This is a genomic window from Pseudorhodobacter sp. E13 (genome assembly GCF_003991405.1).
Classification (GTDB): Bacteria; Pseudomonadota; Alphaproteobacteria; order Rhodobacterales; family Rhodobacteraceae; genus Pseudorhodobacter.
This window is the reverse complement of the sequence record NZ_RPEN01000146.1, coordinates 43,181-61,569: the sequence shown is the minus strand read 5'-3', so window position 1 is coordinate 61,569 and position 18,389 is coordinate 43,181. Positions and strand designations below refer to the sequence as shown.

The window sequence follows — 18,389 nt, the reverse complement described above, 5'->3', positions numbered from 1 at the left end:
TGCGCACGGTCAGCGGGGCCGAGGTAAAGGCAGATGTCATTGCGTCTCATGCCCCGATTGTGACACACCTGTTCACGGTTGGGAATCTTCCGTCAGGCGGCTAACACTAGTTTAGACTACTATTTCTAGGGGTTTCATTCACCCGTGCCGCAAATTGTCAGTTTTTCCCCCAAATCTGGCCTTTCAGAAACGCATTGGCAGCACATGCTGGCAAAAATGCAACCAAAACGGGCGGGCGTGCTGGAGAAAATCTGAAAATCTGGCAGAAATATGGCCTAAATATGGCTTTGGCGATGGCCTGAGGGCGTCATAGACTGGCAGTCAGGCACTGTTGCAATTACGCTACGGCAACCAGCATAGACCGGCGAATTGGCTTGGGGGATGAACAGATGCGACAGGTCTTTTCTGGTGCGCAGGTATTTGATGGCAGCCAATTGCACGACGATCTGGCCCTGATCGTCGAGGATGGGCTGATTGTGGGGGTGCAAACCGGACTGCGTGGCGATGTGGTGCTGGATGGTGGGGTTCTGGCCCCGGCCTTTGTGGATTTGCAGGTCAACGGCGGTGGCGGCATCATGCTGGATGGGCAAGCGGATGCCGGGCGCATTGCCGCGATTTGCGCCACACATATTCTGCTGGGCTGTGCGGGTGTCCTGCCCACGCTGATTACCGATACCCCCAAAGCCACCGCCCAAGTGATCCAAGCCGGGATCGAGGCGGCACAGGCCAATGTGCCGGGGTTTCTGGGGCTGCATCTGGAAGGCCCGCATCTGGACCCGCGCCGCAAAGGCGCGCATGACGCCGCACTTATCCGTCCGATGGGCAGCGACGATCTGGCGATCCTGCTGGCGGCTGCGCAAAAACTCCCCGTTCTCATGGTCACGCTGGCCCCTTGCTCGGTCTCGCTGGATCAGGTGCGTGCGCTGGTGAAGGCAGGGGTTCTGGTTAGCCTAGGCCATAGCGAGTGCAGCTATGACGAGGCGATGGCCTATATCGCGGCGGGGGCGGGCTGCGCGACCCATCTGTTCAACGCTATGGCCCCAATGGCCGCGCGCGCGCCGGGTCTTGCGGGGGCGGTGCTGGATAGCGACCTGCCCGCAGGCCTTATCGCCGATGGTATTCATGTCGCGCCTGCCGTTTTGCGGCTGGCGATGGCCGCGCGGCCCGACGGGTTGTTTCTGGTTTCGGATTGCATGGCCTTTGCGGGCACCGACCATACGGAAATGGTGCTGGGGGGCAGGCGTATCCGCCGCGATGCCGGGCGGTTGACGCTGGAAGATTGCACTTTGGCCGGGGCCGACTTGCGGTTGGACAAGGCGTTGTCGGTCATGGTGCAGGATGCGCGGCTGGCACCGGAAAAGGCGCTGGCGATGGTTACATCCACCCCGGCAAAGCTGATTGGGATGGGGGGCAGTCTTGGCCATCTGGCCCCCGACCGCCGCGCCGATCTGGTGCATCTGAATCGCGACTGGCAACTTTCGCAGATCTGGTGGGGGGGCGTTGCCCTGTAACGCCGCCGGGCATTGCAGGGGCCGTTGCATGGCGCAGGGCCGTAAAATGGAGAAAGGGTTACCCTTGCGGGCAACCCTTTCCGAGTTCCAAGGAGATGGGCCAGTTAGGATGACAAGCCCAATCAAACTTCGGTTTTACCGGGGACTGCCCCTAGCAAACACCCCGCCTGACTGTCCCGACACCTCTCTCCAACATCACTCTAGACACTGGATCACCTCCTTTCAAATACGTTGCCGATAGGGGGAGCCTGCCACAGATTTTGTGTTTGTCAAAAGTTTTTACGCATGTGTTGTGTGAAATTTTTGCACAGCCATGCGAAAAGGCACCAATGCCAAAATAGCGAGCAAAAGCTTGACGCCCCAATCGGCCACCGCCAAAGACACCCAAAGCGGCGCAACAGGCCCCAGGCCCAACAGCGGCAAGGCCTCATTCGCCCAAGCCACATCATTGCCGGGTTCCAGCCAAACCAGACCCGCCGAAAACGCCACCGTAAAGAAGATCGCGGTATCGGCACTGGCACCCACAAGCGTCGAGGCCAGCGGCGCGCGCCACCAGCTTCCACTGCGCAGGCGGTCAAAGATGGATACATCCAGCATTTGCGCGGTCAGGAAAGCAAGGCCAGAGCCAAGCGCCACGCGCAAAGTGACCAGCGGCCCGAACTCACCCATGATCTGGGTGCCGATGACGGAGCAAACCAGCCCGACGGCAAAGCCCACCAAAACCACCCGGCGCGCCGCAGCGGCCCCGTAAAAGCGGTTCATCAGGTCAGTGACCAGAAAGGCCAGCGGATAGGTGAATGCGCCCCATGTCAGCCATTGGCCGAACAGATGTTGCACAAGGATATTAGAGGCCACAACAATGGCAGCCATGGCAAGAATGCCGGGGATCAGCGATCGGGTCATGTTATAATTCCGTTTTATCAAGGTCGCGGAGACTTGGCCCCTGCTTATCAGGGACGCGCGGGCCTTACGCCCTGCGGCCTGGGTTTGTCAAGGAAGCACGCGATATTCGACGATTTCGGTGCGCTGCGCCCAAAAGAAATTGTCATCCGACAGCAGGGTCATGCGAAGCCCCCCTGACGCATCCCGCCACAGGGCAATGCTTTCCAGATTGTCATGCCGCCCGGTGTGGCTTTGCATTTCCAGCCGCGCATCGCCAAACCCATCCGCACCCAACGCAAAACTGCGCACGCGACTGGCAAAGCCGAAAACGCCGTGAAAGGCGCGCTCCAGCAGGTAAAACCGCCCGTCGGGGCCGAAATCGGCGCCCACCGCCTCAAACTCTGCATCCCGCGGCAGGGAAAGCTGGCTGTCCCAGCGGCCGTTCTGATAGCGAAAGACGGTATAGGGCCCGGCCTCACGCGGGCTTTCGGGCAAGGTGTAAAGCCGCCCTTGCGCGTCAATGGCCAAAGCCTCCAGCGCCGCGTTCAGGCGCAGGCGCTTGAATTCCTGCGCGCGCGGCAGGTCTTTGCCCGGTTTTGCAAGATCGGAAAAGCGCATGACCCGCGCAGCACCTTTGCCTTCAAAGCTGACATAGATTTCACCCTTGGGGCCAACCGCCAAGCCTTCGCTATCGCCGCGCGGCGTCTCAAAGGGCTGCCCGTTAGTGTCTTTCATCAAAGCAACCGCGCGCGCCTCCAGCCCGGTGATGCGGTCTGTCGCATCGCGGGTGATTTTGCCTGTGGTCCAGCCGCCACGATCACTGATCGCGGTAAAGCTCCGCCCATCGGCCGAAAGCTCCAGCCCCGAAAGGCCGCCCAGCTTTGGGTCGGTGCTGCGCCAGACCGTCGCAGCGATGAAATTATCCGCAGACAGGGATGCCGCACTGCCTTCGAGGGCAAGCACCAAAGTCAGCCCCGCAATCAGCGCGAGGCGAGAACGCTTTTGCATTGGTTCGGCAGGTCCGCCATTGTGTATTGCCGCGCGCCGCGCTTGCGGGGGGCCGCTTTCTTTTTGGGGGTTTTGGCCGTGGCTTTGGGCGGGTTCAGGTAATCCGTCACCCACCACAGCAAGGTATCGTCACAGCCATTGCCACCTTTGGACAGCGATGAAACCGTCGGCTTTTGCGTTTCGCAGGCAGAGGCACCGGCCGGGCACTTCAGCCGCACATGGAAATGCGTGTCATGCCCTGCGACCGGGCGGATCTTTTGCAACCAAGCCTTGTCCGAGGATTTGGCGGTTTTGCACATTTCCAGCTTGACCGCCGCCGCCACGAATATCCGATCCACGCGGCTGTCCGACGCCGCAGCCTTCAGCAGCGCATGGTGGCTGCGCGTCCAGTTCTTTGTCACTGACCGCTGATCGCGCGACCGCACGGGGATAGAGCCGATTTTCTCCCGCTCTGCCCGGCTGAGGTTCAACCGGCTGGGCGGCAGCATCCAGATATCGGCATCCAGCCCGATCTGATGGCTGGCATGGCCGCTGGTCATCGGCCCGCCACGCGGTTGCGAGATATCGCCGATATACAAGCCCTTCCAACCCACAGACACCGCAGCGCGGCTGAGGTCTTGCAGGTAATCAATCATCACCGGCTGGCCCCAGTTGCGGTTGCGCGACAGGCGCATCGCTTGCCATGTCGGCCCGCTTTCGGGCAATTGCACATGCCCGGCGCCGCAGCCTTTGGCATAGGTGCCAATGGGTTGCGCCGATTGGTTTGACGCCTCTTTTTTGGCCCCGAAAAGCTGGTTTGCCAATGCCTCGGCCTGTGCTGCACCGGGCAGCGACAAGGCCAAGACCAGTGGGATTACGGCGGAAAACGTCTTTAACATCTGCATCACCCTACGCTTCGTGCACCTTCTGGTTTGACCCACAGTAGCAGAACAAGCCCGATAAGGAACAGCCCGATGAGCGGGGAAATGCCCAACTGCTGGCTGCCCGTGATGTCGGTGACAAAGCCGATCAGCAAGGGCGCAAGGAAAGACGTGGCCTTTCCGGCAAGCGCATAAAGCCCGAAAGATTGCGTCATCCGGTCAGGTTCGGACTGGCGCACCATCATCGTGCGGCTGGCCGATTGCAGCGCACCACCCGCCGCGCCAATCGCCGCGCCCATGATGTAAAAGGCAATATCGGGCAGCGCGCTGGTCGGATCAACCGGCACCCCAAAGACCGATGAGCGCGAGATCATCACAACCCCGATCGCCACCACCGTCAGCACCAGAACGCAAACGACAATCACCGGTTTGGGGCCAAAGCGGCTGTCAGCCTTGCCGCCGATCCATGCAAACAAGGCCCCGGTAAGCGAGGCGAGGATGCCAAAAACGCCGACCTGCGTTACCTCCCATTCCAGCACGCCCGCCGCATAGATGCCGCCGAACACATACATCCCGTTCAGCGCATCGCGGTAAAACATGGACGAGCCGAGATAAGCAAACAGGCTGCGCTGCTTTGGCAGATGCACCAGATTGGCCCGCAGTTCCGGCCATGCCGTGCGGGCGGCGGCCATCATCGACATGCGCGGCTTGGATGGCGGCTCTTTCACCCATAAAAAGAACGGGATCATGAACACTGCATACCAGATCGCCGTCAACGGCCCGACCGAGCGCGTGCCTTCGCGCGCTTCGGCATCCAGACCGAACAGCGGCGCTATCCCGATCAGGGTTTTGCCCGTGGTCCCTTCGGCCAGCAGCAACAGCATGATGATCAGCGCGATCAACCCGCCGATATAGCCAAAGGCCCAACCAGAGCCAGAGATCTTGCCAATCTCATTCGGGGCACCAAGATCGGGCAGCATGGCGTTGGTAAAGATGGTCGCAAACTCCATCCCGATCATGCCGATGGCAAAGGACAGCATCACCAGCGTCAGGTTGAAATTGTCGGGCGCCGCATACCACAGCCCCCAAGCACCAACGACATAAAGCAGTGAGAACAGCCAGATAAACCGCATCCGTCCGCCTGCCTTGTCGGCAATCACCCCCAGCAAGGGCGCGCAAATCGCGATGAACAGGCCCGCCGCGCCGATGCCATAGCCCCACGCGGCCTGCGCCTGGCTGCCATCGCCCAGCAAATCCTTGATATAGGGGGCAAAGATAAAGGTGATCAGCAGCGTATTATAAGGCTGACTGGCCCAATCAAAGAAATACCAGCCCCAGATGCGTTTCTTAGCGCTTGTCATCACAACCCCCCCGCTTTCGGCGATCAAGCCTGAAACCGCCCCATGACGCAAGCGCGCATCGGGGTTGTAACGCAACGAGACGCGATTTCTGCGCCTATTACCCTTTGACAGGGGGCCAAGGCCGCCCGGCATCCGCATCCACCCAGTTTTTCACCCATTCAGGCAGGGCCGGGCTTTCAAGTGGCGCGCCAAGGGCTTTCAGCGCCTCTTGCGGCGGCACGATCCCGGATTTGGAGGTGATGGCAGAGCGGATAAGGATATGGCTGGTGCAATCGCCATCTTTCCACATGCTTTGCTCCATATAGATGAAGCGGTCATCCCAGCCGATGCAGCGGCTGTGCATTTCCACCCGGTCAAACAGCCGGACCCGCCGACGATAGCGGGTGCTGTTTCCGGCCACCGTCATGCCCCAACGATTGCGCTGCAAAACCTTGTGCAACCCTGTGCGCTGCCCCAAAGGAATGCGCCCCAGATCATATAGCGTCAGCGTGCGGCCATTGTTCAACTCGCGCCAAGGGTCGATATCTTGCGGCCAGCAGCGATGGTGGCTGATATGGGCATCCAGAATAGACAGGGCAGGGGCGTTGCGGAATTTCCACAACTCTTTGAACATACGCAGATAGGGATACATGGCGGGCTCCTTCCGCGCCCGGATGCCGCAGCGCGGCAGGCGCGTCAAGCGAAACGCTGCGGAAACGGTTGCCCTTTGTGTGCGCGCAGACTACCTATCTACTATCCCTAGTGGCCGGAGCCCAATTCATGACCTCTTTGTTCCAGATCCTGATGCTGATCCTGCAAGTCGCGCAATTCATCATCTTTGCCCATATCATCATGAGCTGGCTGATCAACTTTCAGGTCTTGAACCTGCGTCAGCCCCTTGTCGCGCAAATCTGGGATGGCTTGAACCGGACGCTGGAACCCGTTTACAGCCGCGTGCGGGCGTTTCTGCCCCAAGGGCTTGGCATTGATTTTGCACCGCTGATCGTGCTGCTGGTGGTTTACGGATTGCGCATCATTCTGGTCAATAACGCCGCTGCCTTTTACTGATCGCTGATGCCCGCCCCCGCCGATCTTCTTGCCTCTGTCTTTGGGTTTTCCGCGTTTCGCCCCGGACAGGCCGAAATTGTGGATGCCGTGCTGGCAGGCCGCAACACTTTGGCCATCATGCCCACGGGCGGCGGCAAATCGCTGTGCTTCCAACTTCCCGCGCTGTGCCGCGAAGGGGTGACGGTTGTTATTTCCCCGCTGATCGCCCTGATGCGCGATCAGGTGCGCGCGCTGCGCGCAGCAGGGGTTGAGGCGGGCGCGCTGACCTCTGGCAATACCGATGAAGAAACCGAAGAGGTATTCGCCGCCTTGGATGAAGGGCGGCTGAAACTGCTTTACCTCGCGCCGGAACGGCTGGCCTCGGCTTCGGCGGTGCAAATGCTGCGCCGCGTGGGGGTTTCCGCGATTGCGGTGGATGAGGCGCATTGCGTGTCGCAATGGGGCCATGATTTCCGCCCCGATTATCTGCGCATCGGGGAATTGCGCCGAACGCTTGGCGTGCCGCTAGCCGCCTTCACTGCCACCGCCGATGAAGAAACCCGGACCGAGATCATCGAACGCCTGTTCGATGGCGAAGCCCCCGCCACCTTTCTGCGCGGCTTCGATCGCCCGAACATCCACCTTGCCTTTCAGGTGAAGGACAATCCGCGCAAGCAAATCCTCGCCTTTGCCGCCGCGCGCAAAGGCCAATCCGGCATTGTCTATTGCGGCACACGGGCCAAAACCGAAACGCTGGCCCAAGGCCTGCGTGAGGCAGGCCACCCCGCCACCGCCTATCACGGTGGCATGGATGCCGAAGACCGCCGCGCAACCGAGGCGCGATTTCAGCGTGAGGATGGCTTGATCGTGGTTGCCACCGTGGCCTTCGGGATGGGGATCGACAAGCCCGATATCCGCTGGGTCGCTCATGCTGATCTGCCCAAAAGCATCGAAGGCTATTATCAGGAAATCGGCCGCGCGGGCCGCGATTCCGCCCCCGCCGAAACGCTGACCCTTTACGGCCCCGATGATATCCGCCTGCGGCGTTCCCAGATTGACGAAGGCCTTGCCCCGCCGGAACGCAAAGACGCCGACCATGCCCGGCTGAACGCGCTGCTGGGGCTGGCCGAGGCGACCGGCTGTCGCCGCGAAGTGCTGCTGCGCTATTTTGGCGAAACCTCAAAGCCCTGCGGCAATTGCGATATCTGCGACCGCCCCGCCTTGGTGTTTGATGCCACCGATGCGGTGCGCAAGGCGCTGTCGGCCATCCTGCGCACGGGCGAAAGCTTTGGCGCCGGCCATCTGATCGACATTCTGACCGGCAATGCCACCGCCAAGGTCGTGCAGCGCGGGCATGACCAACTGCCCACCTTCGCCGTCGGGCGTGAGCTGTCAAAGCCCGCTTGGGGCGCGGTGTTCCGCCAGATGATGGGCCGCGATCTCGTGCGCCCCGATACCGAACGCTATGGCGCGCTGCGCATGACAGATGCCGCCCGCCCCATTCTGCGCGGCGAAGAAAGCATCACCCTGCGCAAGGATACGATTGAGGCCGCCACCGCCCGCCCCGTGGTCAAAACCCTTGTGTCAGAGGAGGATGCGCCGCTGCTTTCGGCGCTGAAAGCCAAGCGCCGCGCCTTGGCCGAGGCCGCGCGCGTGCCCGCCTATGTCATCTTTCCCGACCGCACGCTGATCGAAATGGCCGAACAGCGCCCCACCGATCTGGACGGTATGGCCCGCATCAACGGCATTGGCGCGAAAAAGCTGGAAAGCTACGGCGCGGCCTTTCTGGCGGTGATCACCGGGGCTGCGACCGAACAGTTGCACCCCCAGCGCATGCGCCTTGCCGGGCGCGACGCGGGCAGTATCTTCGACCGGCTGGCAGAGGTGCAACTGCAATTGCAGCGCGGCCCCGATGGCATCGACAAGCCGCTGTCCTGCACCCAAACCACGCTGCGCCATATCGCCGAAAAACGCCCCGGCTCTCTGGCCGATCTCGACCGTATTCCCGGCATGGGCGGCCCCAAGACCGATCGCTTTGGCGCCGCCTTTCTGGCCGTGATTGCGGGCGATTGACCTTTCGCCGCCCAAACATAGATAGAACCGCATGCTGACAGTGATTTCCCCCGCCAAACGGCTTGATGACAAGGCCAGCCTTCCCGCCGGCTTCACCACGACCCAACCGGAATTCGCCGCCGATGCGGTGGTTCTGGCAGGCGTGGCGCAAAAGCTATCGGCCAATCGGTTGCGCAAATTGATGGATATCTCGCAACCCTTGGCAGAGCTGAACGCCAACCGCTTTGCCAGCTTTGCCGACGCGCCCGAAAAACCTGCCGCCCTGTTCTTTGCAGGCGATACCTATGCGGGGCTGGAAGCAAAGACGCTCGACCCCGATGCCCTGACATGGGCACAAGATCACCTGCGCATCCTTTCGGGCCTCTACGGCCTGCTCCGCCCCTTGGACGCGATAAAGGCTTACCGTCTGGAAATGGGCAGCAAGTTGAAAAACCCGCGCGGCGCTGATCTCTATGCCTATTGGCGCGCCACGCTCGCCCCAGCCCTGAACGCCGCCGCTGCCCAAACAGACGCGCGCGCCTTGGTCAATTGCGCGTCCGTGGAATATTTCGGCGCGGTCGATACCAAGGCGCTGGCCCTGCCCGTCATCACCCCGACCTTTCTGGAAGACAAGAACGGGGAGGCTAAAATCGTCAGCTTCTTCGCCAAGAAAGCGCGTGGCGCGATGGCCCGCTTCATCGCAGAAAACCACCTGAGCGACCCGGAAAGCCTTAAGGATTTCAAAACCGGCGGCTACACCTATCAGCCACACCGCTCCACCCCGGACAACCCGGTATTCCTCCGCAAAGCCTGACCAGCTTTCTTTTCGGCAAAAATATCCCACGGGGGTCTGGGGGTGTGAAACCCCCAGCTTTGGTGTGGGTCTGGGGGTGTGAAGCCCCCAGCTTTTGGCGTGGGTCTGGGGGTTTGCAACTCCCGGCGTTGCCCGCAGCTTGCGGGCTCCCCACCAGCGCCCCAAGTCATCGCCTCAGTTCAAAACCACAATCCCTGCGTTCAAGGCCGAGGCCAGCGTCACCCAAGCCAAATACGGCACAAACAACAGCGCCGACAACCGATCCCGCACCCATTCACGCTGGATGAACACCGCAATCAAAATCCACATCAGCGCAATAATCACCAGCGCCACGCCGGGCATCTGCAAGCCAAAGAACACGGGCGACCAGATGAAATTCAGCGCCATCTGCGCCCACCACAGCAGGGCAGCGCCGCCGTAAAGCCATTTGCGCGCACCCACCCAACCGATCATGACATAAAGCGTGGTCCAAACCGGGCCAAACACCCAGTTCGGCGGGGTGAACGCTGGCTTTTGCAACCCCGCATACCATTCGCCCGGCAAGGTGGATACGCCGATCAACCCGCCCAAGGCGGCCACGCCAATGATGAAAATCGCATAGGTCAGCGCTTTGGTCATATCCATCCTTTGCCCCATCACCGCATGTTATAACGCGCAAGGCGCCGAAAGGTTCCCAAGCTTGCCCGTCACTCCAGCTTGCGCGCCTCGGATACCAACATGATCGGAATACCATTGCGAATGGGAAAGGCCAGCTTGGCCGGCTTTGACACCAATTCCTGCGCCTCGGCATCATAGCTCAGCGTGGTCTGGCTGACCGGGCAAACCAGCGCCTCCAGCATCCGGCGGTCGATCACAGGGGCGTCTTGGGTCATTGTATCGTCTCCTCACCCGATCCGCCGCGCAAGGCGAACTCGATCAGGGTTACCATGGTTTCGCGACGGGTCGTCAGCGTCGGCGCTTCCAGCAGCGCCTGTTTGTCTTCGGGCGAAAACGGGCACAGCATCGACAGAGAATTGATCAGCAACTCGCTGTCTGCCTCTTTCAGGCTGCCCCAATCGGTCGACAGTTCCAATGAGTCAAAGAAGCGGTGCAGCAGGTCCATAAAGGCCGCACGGTCAAAGCCCGGATCATCTTCGCTGCCGCCTTGATCCCGCTCAAACCCTTTCCACTCCACCCGTGCGCGGCGATAGGGGGTAAAGCCCGTTACCTCCTCGCGCAGACGAAAACGCGACACACCTGCCAGCGTGATCATATAACGCCCGTCCTCGGTTTCCGAAAACCCGGTCAGCCGCCCCGCGCAGCCGATACTGTGCAGCCGCGCCTCGGGCTTGGCCACAGAGGCAGGCACATCGCGCGTCTGGATCATACCGATCAGACGCTCGGGCGTTTTCATGCAATCTTCCAGCATTTGCAGATAGCGCGGCTCAAACAGATGCAGCGGCAAACGCGCGCGCGGCAGCAGCAAGGCGCCGGGCAGCGGAAAGATCGGGATGGTGTCGGGCAGGTCGCGGATGTGTTTCATGACAAGCAGCTAGGCCGCGTTTTCATTTAGACAAATATCATCGACGAGAGTCTGCGCCGCCCTTTGATCGCAACCGGGTCTTTCGGCGTCAAGGCATCGAAAATGGTGAAAAGCTGCGCCTTTGCGGCACCATCATTCCACTCCCGATCGCGGCGGAACAGCTCCAGCAACATCTCCACTGCCTCCTCGACCTTGCCCGCTGCATGCAGCGCCTGCGCAAGGTCGAAACGCGCTTGGTGGTTGTCGGGCTCTGCTTCTACCACGGCGCGCAATTCGGCCACCGGGCCTGCGCTGGCCGCCTGATGCAACAGGGCAATCTGGGCGCGCACGGCTTCCACCTCTTTGGCACCTGCAATCTTGGCCGGAACGGCGGCCAGCAGTGCTTCGGCCTGTTCCACCTCACCCAAGGCCAGATGCGCGCGCAGCAATCCGCCAAAGGCGACCGGGTTCTCCGGCTCTTCGCCCAGAATGGCGGCAAAGGTTTCGGCGGCATCTGCGGCAGCGCCTTCGGCCAGCATTGCTTCCGCCGCCTCAATCGCTTCGGCCAAACCACCATCGCCTGCCAAGGCGCCAACCTTTTCTACAAAGGCCTTCAACTCAGACGCAGGCAGCGCGCCCTGAAACCCGTCCACCGGCTTGCCCTGAAAAAAGGCGTAAACCGTGGGAATGGACTGGATGCGCAACTGGGCCGAGATATTGGGGCTTTCGTCCACATTGATCTTGACCATCCGCACCTTGCCCTTGGCCGCTGTCACCGCCGCCTCCAGCGCTGGGCCAAGCTGCTTGCAAGGGCCGCACCACGGGGCCCAGAAATCCACGATCACGGGCACTTCGGCGCTGCCTTCAATGACATCCGTCATGAAAGTGGCCTCCGACCCGTCGATGATCAGATCCGCTTGGGCCTCTGCCCCGCCCAGTTGCTCGCCAAATGTCAGCATGTCGTCCCTCTTTGGTCAAATCCGTTGCCCCATATATGCGCATCGCGGGGCAAAAGGCCAAGGGGCAAAGCAAAGCTGCAAGGGGGCTTTGCAAGCCCCGCGCCCGCGATTAGCGTGACAAGGCAAGCGAACGGAGCCGCCCCATGCCCATCTTGATGACCTTCGGCGACAGCAACACCCATGGCACGCCCCCCATCACCACGCGCGGGGTCTATCAGCGCTATGATGCCGCGACCCGCTGGCCCACCCGCGCGGCATCGCTGCTCGGCCCCGATTGGCATCTGGTCGAGGAAGGGCTGCCCGGCCGCACCACGTGCTTTGACGATCCGATGATGGGCGATCACATGAATGCCACCATCGGCCTGCGCCTTGCGCTCAACAGCCACGGCCCGCTGGATTATATGGTGCTGATGCTGGGCACCAATGATGTGAAAACCCGCTTCGGGGCCTCGGCAGACCGGATCGTCGCAGGCATAGCGGGCTTGGTCGATATGGCCTTGGGGCCAGAGATGGCCAGCCGCCACCCCGGCTTGAAACTTCTGCTTATCGCGCCGCCCCCGGTGCAGGAACTTGGGCCACTGACAGCAGAATTTATCGGCGGGGCCGCGAAAAGCCGCGCGCTCGCAGGGCTGCTGCACAGCTATGCTCAGGCGCGCGGCCTTGGCTTTCTGGATGCAGGCACCGTGCTGCAAACCAGCCCGGTCGATGGTATCCACTACGCGCCCGAAGGCCATGCCGCCTTGGCCATCGCCGTGGCGGACGCCCTGCGCGCGCTTTGATTTCATCTTGGCAAAAATACCTGAAACCGTCAGGCACACGCACCGATGGTTCCCGCTTTGCGCAAACCGTCAAAACACGCCTTAGCCGCGCTGCGCCAGCAATTGCGCATGCACCGCAGCACCTGCCACAATCACCCCTGCCGTCCGCGGGTCGGGCGCGTTGAAACGCAGCGGCGCGCCCGCACCATCGCTGACCATGGCCCCCGCCTGTGCCGCAATCAACGCCCCCGCCGCAATGTCCCATTCCCATGTCGGTCGAAAGGCCAGCATCGCGTCAAACCGCCCTTCGGCAACAAGGCACAGCCGATAGGCAAGCGAGGGGCGGAAAGACCGCTGCATATCCGGCACGCCGCCGGGCCAATGCGCCGGGGCCATATTGGGCTTGGAGGTCAGCACCGTGGCCCCCGTGGCGCTGGCGGCCAGACTGGCCTGCAAGGGCCGCCCGTTCACCTCTGCGCCGTTCGTGCCCCCGGCGCTATACATCCGGTCCTTGGCAGGCAGATACACCGCCGCCGCGATCACGGTGCCATCCTCCACAATCGCCAGTGAATGTGCGAAACTGTCTTGCCCGTCGATAAAGGCGCGGGTGCCGTCGATCGGGTCGACAATGAACACCCGGCGCGCTGACAGCCGGGCGGTATCGTCCGGGGTTTCCTCGGACAGCCAGCCATACTCGGGCCGCGCGGCACGCAGGCGCTGGGCCAGCATGTCATTCACCGCCAGATCGGCCTCTGTCACCGGGCCTGCGCCATCCCCTTTGTCCCATGTCTGCGGGTCGCGCTTGAAATAGCGCAGGGCAATCGCCCCTGCTTCGCGCGCCGCCCCTACCAGCAGGTCACGGTCTGCGTCATGCCCCGGCAATCGTCAGCCCTTCGACCAGCAAGGACGGCACGCGGGTCGACATATGCGTCCGCGCATCATTGGCTGGCGTCATCCGCATCAGCATATCGCGCAGATTGCCCGCGATGGTGCATTCATTCACCGCATAGGCAATCTGCCCGTTTTCCACCCAGAACCCCGAGGCCCCGCGCGAATAATCCCCCGTGGTGGGGTTGATCGACGACCCGATCAACGAGGTGACAAGCAAGCCCGTCCCCATCTCGGCCACCAAATCCGCGCGGCTTTTCACCCCTTGGGTCAGATCAATATTCGACGTGCCGGGCGATGGGGGCGAGGACGTGCCGCGCGCGGCATTGGCGGTGCTGTCCATCCCCAGCTTGCGCCCGGTGGCAAGGTCCAGCACCCAGCCCATCAACACTCCGTCCTGCACAATGGCGCGGCGCGCGGTCGGCAGACCTTCGCCATCAAAGGCGCGGCTGCCTGCGATACGCGGGCGATGCGGGTCTTCGATCACCGACAGGCCCTTGGGCAGAATTTGCTGACCCAAAGCATCGCGCAACCAGCCCGACCCCCGCGCAATGGTGGAGCCGTTGATCGCGCCCAGCAAATGCCCGATCAACCCCGAGGAAATCCGTTCATCATAGAGCACGGGAAACGCGCCCGTTTTTGGTTTGCGCGCGCCCACACGCTCCAGCGCGCGGGCCGCAGCAAGCGCGCCAATCTCCTCCGCGCCGGGCAGATCGGCGGCAAAGATACGGCCTTCGGCGGCCCAGTCCCGCTCCATCCCTATGCCTGTCCCGGTAAAGGCCACCGCCGAAACCGACCGCGACGACCGCGCATAGCCCCCCGCAAAGCCATTGCTGGCGGCCATATGGATCTGGCGGCGCGACTGGCTGGCCGAGGCTTCGACCTGCACGATACCTTGCACCGCCATCGCGGCGGCTTCGGCTTGGCGGGCGTCTGCTTCCAACGCGGCGGCGCTGGCTTCGGGCGCGTTGTCGCACAGTTCCAGCGCGGCGATATCCCAGTTGCGGGCAAGCTGCGATGGGTCGGCCAACCCGGCATAGGGGTCCTCTGGCGCTTCCCGCGCCATGGCGACCGCGCGTTCCGCCACGGCGGCAATCGTGGCGGGGGTGATATCGGACACCGACACGCAGGCCTGACGTTGCCCCACCAGCACCCGCAGCCCCAGCTCCACCCCTTCGGACCGTTCCGCCTGTTCCAGCTTGCCCGCGCGAATGTCGATGGCCGTGGCAACCCCGTCCACCGCGATGGCATCGGCGGCATCGGCCCCGGCGCGTTTGGCGGCGGTCAACAGCGCCTCGGTCAGCGTTTCAAGCGAGCGGGTCATCGCGGTCTCCTTGTTGCTATGTATCGGCAGGTAATCCGCCACGCCCCGCAAGGCAAGCAGTCAGAACGCAAGAGGGCGGCCCAAAGACCGCCCCGCGCGCAATTTCACATCCGGTCAGAACGGCAACGGATTGCCATTGGTCAGGATCTGCCCACCTTCCTTGAACTCCACTTCGGAAATCAGGCTGTCCGGGGTCGGGCCGGGTTTTGCCAACATGCCCGACATCATGCCAAAGGTCATGGTGATCTGCGGATCGACCAGACCCAGCGCCTGCAACTTGCCCAACAGCCCATTTGCCCCCGTCAAGGACAGGTTCAGCTTGCCCGTTGGCATCGGGGCCACACCGCCCAGCATCGGCGGTTGCGAATTGTCGAAGGCCAGCGCGCCATCGCCTTTGAATTCGGCCCCGGCAACGGTCAGTTGCAGCGCGCTGATATCAAGCTTTTCCACCTCAAACGGGGGCTTGCCGCCTATCATCGCGGTGGGGTCGCCTGCCATCATATCGGCAAGCGGCTTGGCCTTGCCTTTCAGCGAAACGATCAGCGTTGCGGGATCACGCGGCAAGGTGGCACCGGGGTCGATCATGCTCCACAGCATGTCTGATACGGTCAGCCCTTGCAGACGGGTTTCCAGCGCAAAATCCTTCGCCTCGTCGGATTTGGAAATCGGCATCAGCAGGTTGAACCCCGCTTCGTCATAGGCGGCGGTCACTTCCGGGAAGGGGATCGCGGTGCCAGACGCCTTGAGCTGCACAGCCTTGCCCGCGGCCCCATAGGCGATGCGGTCCTTGTCCATCGAGATGTTCAGGCTGCCGCCGTTCGACCGGCTGTCAATCGTCGTGGTCTTGCCGTCATCGCCGTTCCCGCTCAGCGTGAAATTGCCGCTGTCATAGGTGAACGACCCTTCTGTCACCATGCCCTGCATCATCTTGGCCGCAAAATCCGCACCCGGCACCGCTTTCGGCAGCACGCTCGAGGATGCCCCGGCAAGGTTGTTCATCTGCCCGGTGATATCAAACTTGCCCTTCCCCTCTTCATCCTGACCGATGGCCTGAAACGACAACGCCTCTGCCGAGAAGGTAGAGGTGGTATTTGTCAGTTCGCCGGGCGTAACCTGATAGACAGCGGCCAGCTTGGACAGGTTGAGATCAATATCCATTTCGCGCGGTTTGCCGTCGATGATGAAATCAAGCGCGTTCACCACGATGGAATCCGCCTTCATGTCATAGCTGATGGCATCGGGGCTGCCGCTGGCAATCATCGTCAGGCCGTTCTGGCCGATGTTGACGCTGTTGCTCATCATCTTGCCCATCTCACCGACGGTTTGCATCTTCATCAGATACTCGTCCGACATGGTAATCTCGACCCGGCCATCGCCCAGTTCGCGGAAATTCACCTCTGGGATCACGCCGGAAACCTTGTTTTCGCCCTCGGTCATGTCAATCGTCATATCGGTGATTTTCAGCGTGTCGCCGGACCGGGATTCCGACCCGGTGGTATAGGTTTGGCCATACGCCGTGCCAAGTGTTTGCCAGTTCTGCCAGACCTGTTCGGCGGTGACATCGGCGAAAGCCGGGGAAAAGGCAAAGGCGGCCAGCGCCGAAATGGACGTGGTCCGTAAAATATGCATCGTCATGGAAGTGCCTCCGTTGAAATCCTTGGCGGTAGCATCGGGCCGCCGCCGCGCGGGGTCAAGGGGGCAGGTGGCAGATAGCCGCCACGATCCTGTGTGCTGGGCCTGTGTGTTGGGCCTGTGTATTGGGCCGTTGCGATTTGTGGTTGTCAGGGTGCCGTTTTCGGCCTGTAATGCCGCGAAAATCCAATGTGAAAGCAATAGGGGCACAGAGATGATGCAAGGCAAGATCGTAGCGATTACTGGGGCCAGCCGGGGCATTGGTGCCGCCACAGCGCGGATTTTCGCCGATGCAGGCGCGCGGGTCGTGTTGCTGGCGCGCTCGGGGGCCGAGATTGACGCCTTGGCCGCAAAGATCGGGCGCGGCGCTTTGGCGATCCCTTGCGATATCGGCGATGCCGGGGCCGTTGATGCGGCCTTTGCCCAGATCGCGAAAACCTGCGACGGGCTGGATGTGCTGATCGGCAACGCAGGCGCGATTGAACCGATTGCCCGCCTGACGGATGCCGGGGTAGAGGATTGGTCGCGCGCCATCGACATCAACCTGAAAGGGGTTTTCTATGGCATGCGCGCCGCGATCCCGATGATGCGCGCGCGCGGTGGCGGGACGATCATCACCGTGTCCTCTGGGGCGGCCCATAACCCGCTGGAAGGGTGGAGCGCCTATTGCGCCTCCAAGGCAGGGGCTGCGATGCTGACCCGCGCGGCCCATCTGGAGGAAGGCGCGCATGGCCTGCGGATCATGGGCATGTCACCGGGCACGGTGGCCACCGACATGCAGGTGAAGATCAAGGCAAGCGGTATCAACCCGGTCAGCCAGCTTGACCCGGCTGTGCATATCCCCGCCGATTGGCCCGCGCGGCTGATGCTGTGGATGTGCGGGCCGGGGGGGGATGATTGGCTGGGCCAAGAGGTTTCCTTGCGCGATGAAGCGGTTCGCCGCGCCGTCGGGCTGATCGCATGATCGGGCTAGAGGTTTCGGGCGGCATCTGGAAGGCGACCATTAACCGCCCCGAAAAGGCGAATTCGCTGACCGCCGCCATGTTGACAGAACTGGCCGAGATTGCCGAACGCGCCGGGCACGAAGGCGCGCGGGCGCTGGTGCTGACAGGTGCAGGCCGCGTCTTTTCCGCCGGGGCGGATTTGGAAGAGGCGCATGCCGGGCTGGCGACCAACCCGGTCTGGGAACGGCTATCCGGTGCGATTGCCGCGCTGCCTTGCCTGACGATTGCGGCGCTGAACGGCACTGTGGCGGGCGGGGCGATGGGCATGGTGCTGGCCTGCGACCTGCGAGTGATGGTGGCGGGGGGCAAGGTGTTTTATCCGGTGATGAAGCTGGGGTTCCTGCCGCAGCCATCCGATGTGCCCCGCTTGCGCAGCCTTGTCGGCCCGTCGCGGGCGGCGATGATCTTGATGGCGGGCCAAAAGATCACGGCAGAGGAGGCAATGTCTTGGGGTCTGATCGACCGCGTGGTCGACGCCGAGGCGCTGCCTGACACTGTGCACGCCTTGGCCGCCGATAGTGTTGGGGCAAGCCCTGCCCATGCCACAGCGATCAAACGCATGATCTGGGCGTAGCTGCGCGCTTGCGGCGCTGCCCGCTTTCAGGCAGAAGCGAAAAAGCCCTAACAGGAGATCATCATGGATTACAACGCATCAGGCGCTGTGAAAAAAGGCAAGAACGCGCCGCGCCATTCCGAACATAATGCCAAAGGCACCGCCAAGAACCCCTATGGCGCCCCGGCCCCAAAGGCAGAACTGCTCGCCCGGATGAAAGCCGCCGCCGAGGCCAAGAAAGCCGCCAAATAAGCTG

Annotated in this window: 20 protein-coding genes; 8 read left to right on the top strand and 12 right to left on the bottom strand. The window is 62.1% G+C overall.

Annotation, left to right across the window (positions count from 1 at the left end; genetic code table 11):
- Positions 1-389: 389 nt before the first annotated feature.
- The gene (locus tag EGN72_RS04630) at positions 390-1,511 is read left to right on the top strand and encodes an N-acetylglucosamine-6-phosphate deacetylase (protein ID WP_127045478.1); all 1,122 of its coding nucleotides are present in this window, start codon (positions 390-392) and stop codon (positions 1,509-1,511) included.
- A gap of 279 nt (positions 1,512-1,790) precedes the next feature.
- On the opposite strand, the gene EGN72_RS04625 is transcribed toward EGN72_RS04630, so the two are convergent.
- The 5 genes from EGN72_RS04625 to EGN72_RS04605 all read right to left on the bottom strand — a co-directional run bounded on the left by EGN72_RS04625 (position 1,791) and on the right by EGN72_RS04605 (position 6,253).
- Positions 1,791-2,414 carry a queuosine precursor transporter gene (locus EGN72_RS04625; RefSeq protein ID WP_127045477.1) on the bottom strand — a complete coding sequence of 208 codons (624 nt, stop codon included), beginning with the start codon at positions 2,412-2,414 and terminating at the stop codon, positions 1,791-1,793.
- An 87-nt stretch (positions 2,415-2,501) separates the two neighbouring features.
- The gene (locus tag EGN72_RS04620; RefSeq protein WP_127045476.1) at positions 2,502-3,401 is read right to left on the bottom strand and encodes an esterase-like activity of phytase family protein; all 900 of its coding nucleotides are present in this window, start codon (positions 3,399-3,401) and stop codon (positions 2,502-2,504) included.
- On the bottom strand, positions 3,374-4,279 hold the full coding sequence (mepA, locus tag EGN72_RS04615) for a penicillin-insensitive murein endopeptidase (RefSeq protein ID WP_127045475.1): 906 nt from the start codon (positions 4,277-4,279) through the stop codon (positions 3,374-3,376). The genes EGN72_RS04620 and mepA overlap by 28 nt, the downstream gene beginning before the upstream one ends.
- Before the next feature lie 5 nt (positions 4,280-4,284).
- Positions 4,285-5,622 (bottom strand): MFS transporter, encoded by a 1,338-nt coding sequence (locus EGN72_RS04610; protein ID WP_127045474.1) that lies wholly within the window; start codon positions 5,620-5,622, stop codon positions 4,285-4,287.
- Between the two features lie 97 nt (positions 5,623-5,719).
- Positions 5,720-6,253, bottom strand: a complete 534-nt coding sequence (locus EGN72_RS04605) for an acyl-CoA thioesterase (RefSeq protein WP_127045473.1) — start codon at positions 6,251-6,253, stop codon at positions 5,720-5,722.
- A gap of 128 nt (positions 6,254-6,381) precedes the next feature.
- Here EGN72_RS04605 and EGN72_RS04600 point away from each other — a divergent pair, with 128 nt between their 5' ends.
- From EGN72_RS04600 to yaaA, 3 genes are read left to right on the top strand one after another with little or no spacing between them, the layout of a single operon-like run.
- The gene (locus tag EGN72_RS04600) at positions 6,382-6,669 is read left to right on the top strand and encodes a YggT family protein (protein WP_127045472.1); all 288 of its coding nucleotides are present in this window, start codon (positions 6,382-6,384) and stop codon (positions 6,667-6,669) included.
- Between the two features lie 6 nt (positions 6,670-6,675).
- Positions 6,676-8,721: a DNA helicase RecQ gene (recQ, locus tag EGN72_RS04595; protein ID WP_127045471.1), complete on the top strand. Its 2,046-nt coding sequence runs from the start codon at positions 6,676-6,678 to the stop codon at positions 8,719-8,721.
- 31 nt (positions 8,722-8,752) lie between these two features.
- The gene (gene yaaA, locus EGN72_RS04590; protein ID WP_127045470.1) at positions 8,753-9,514 is read left to right on the top strand and encodes a peroxide stress protein YaaA; all 762 of its coding nucleotides are present in this window, start codon (positions 8,753-8,755) and stop codon (positions 9,512-9,514) included.
- Positions 9,515-9,688: 174 nt separating this feature from the next.
- On the opposite strand, the gene EGN72_RS04585 is transcribed toward yaaA, so the two are convergent.
- From EGN72_RS04585 to EGN72_RS04570, 4 genes are all read right to left on the bottom strand, one after another.
- The gene (locus EGN72_RS04585) at positions 9,689-10,138 is read right to left on the bottom strand and encodes a TspO/MBR family protein (protein WP_127045469.1); all 450 of its coding nucleotides are present in this window, start codon (positions 10,136-10,138) and stop codon (positions 9,689-9,691) included.
- 62 nt (positions 10,139-10,200) lie between these two features.
- A complete protein-coding gene (locus EGN72_RS04580; RefSeq protein WP_127045468.1) occupies positions 10,201-10,386 on the bottom strand; it encodes a Trm112 family protein in 186 nt (61 codons plus the stop codon).
- Positions 10,383-11,036: an LON peptidase substrate-binding domain-containing protein gene (locus tag EGN72_RS04575; protein ID WP_127045467.1), complete on the bottom strand. Its 654-nt coding sequence runs from the start codon at positions 11,034-11,036 to the stop codon at positions 10,383-10,385. Before EGN72_RS04575 ends, EGN72_RS04580 begins: the two co-directional genes overlap by 4 nt.
- 26 nt (positions 11,037-11,062) lie before the next feature.
- The gene (locus EGN72_RS04570) at positions 11,063-11,974 is read right to left on the bottom strand and encodes a co-chaperone YbbN (RefSeq protein WP_127045466.1); all 912 of its coding nucleotides are present in this window, start codon (positions 11,972-11,974) and stop codon (positions 11,063-11,065) included.
- 143 nt (positions 11,975-12,117) lie between these two features.
- Between EGN72_RS04570 and EGN72_RS04565 the strand changes: the two genes are divergently transcribed.
- Positions 12,118-12,753 carry a GDSL-type esterase/lipase family protein gene (locus EGN72_RS04565; protein ID WP_127045465.1) on the top strand — a complete coding sequence of 212 codons (636 nt, stop codon included), beginning with the start codon at positions 12,118-12,120 and terminating at the stop codon, positions 12,751-12,753.
- Between the two features lie 81 nt (positions 12,754-12,834).
- Here EGN72_RS04565 and EGN72_RS04560 read toward each other — a convergent pair whose 3' ends face one another.
- From EGN72_RS04560 to EGN72_RS04550, 3 genes are all read right to left on the bottom strand, one after another.
- Positions 12,835-13,614 carry a 3'(2'),5'-bisphosphate nucleotidase CysQ gene (locus EGN72_RS04560; RefSeq protein WP_127045464.1) on the bottom strand — a complete coding sequence of 260 codons (780 nt, stop codon included), beginning with the start codon at positions 13,612-13,614 and terminating at the stop codon, positions 12,835-12,837.
- A complete protein-coding gene (locus tag EGN72_RS04555) occupies positions 13,601-14,944 on the bottom strand; it encodes a TldD/PmbA family protein (protein WP_127045463.1) in 1,344 nt (447 codons plus the stop codon). The genes EGN72_RS04560 and EGN72_RS04555 overlap by 14 nt, the downstream gene beginning before the upstream one ends.
- Before the next feature lie 114 nt (positions 14,945-15,058).
- Positions 15,059-16,579 carry a DUF2125 domain-containing protein gene (locus EGN72_RS04550; RefSeq protein ID WP_158623136.1) on the bottom strand — a complete coding sequence of 507 codons (1,521 nt, stop codon included), beginning with the start codon at positions 16,577-16,579 and terminating at the stop codon, positions 15,059-15,061.
- 214 nt (positions 16,580-16,793) lie between these two features.
- Between EGN72_RS04550 and EGN72_RS04545 the strand changes: the two genes are divergently transcribed.
- The 3 genes from EGN72_RS04545 to EGN72_RS19280 all read left to right on the top strand — a co-directional run bounded on the left by EGN72_RS04545 (position 16,794) and on the right by EGN72_RS19280 (position 18,385).
- The gene (locus EGN72_RS04545) at positions 16,794-17,540 is read left to right on the top strand and encodes an SDR family oxidoreductase (RefSeq protein WP_127045484.1); all 747 of its coding nucleotides are present in this window, start codon (positions 16,794-16,796) and stop codon (positions 17,538-17,540) included.
- A complete protein-coding gene (locus EGN72_RS04540) occupies positions 17,537-18,154 on the top strand; it encodes an enoyl-CoA hydratase/isomerase family protein (RefSeq protein ID WP_127045461.1) in 618 nt (205 codons plus the stop codon). Before EGN72_RS04545 ends, EGN72_RS04540 begins: the two co-directional genes overlap by 4 nt.
- Positions 18,155-18,217: 63 nt before the next feature.
- A complete protein-coding gene (locus EGN72_RS19280) occupies positions 18,218-18,385 on the top strand; it encodes a hypothetical protein (RefSeq protein WP_199743697.1) in 168 nt (55 codons plus the stop codon).
- Positions 18,386-18,389 lie beyond the last annotated feature (4 nt).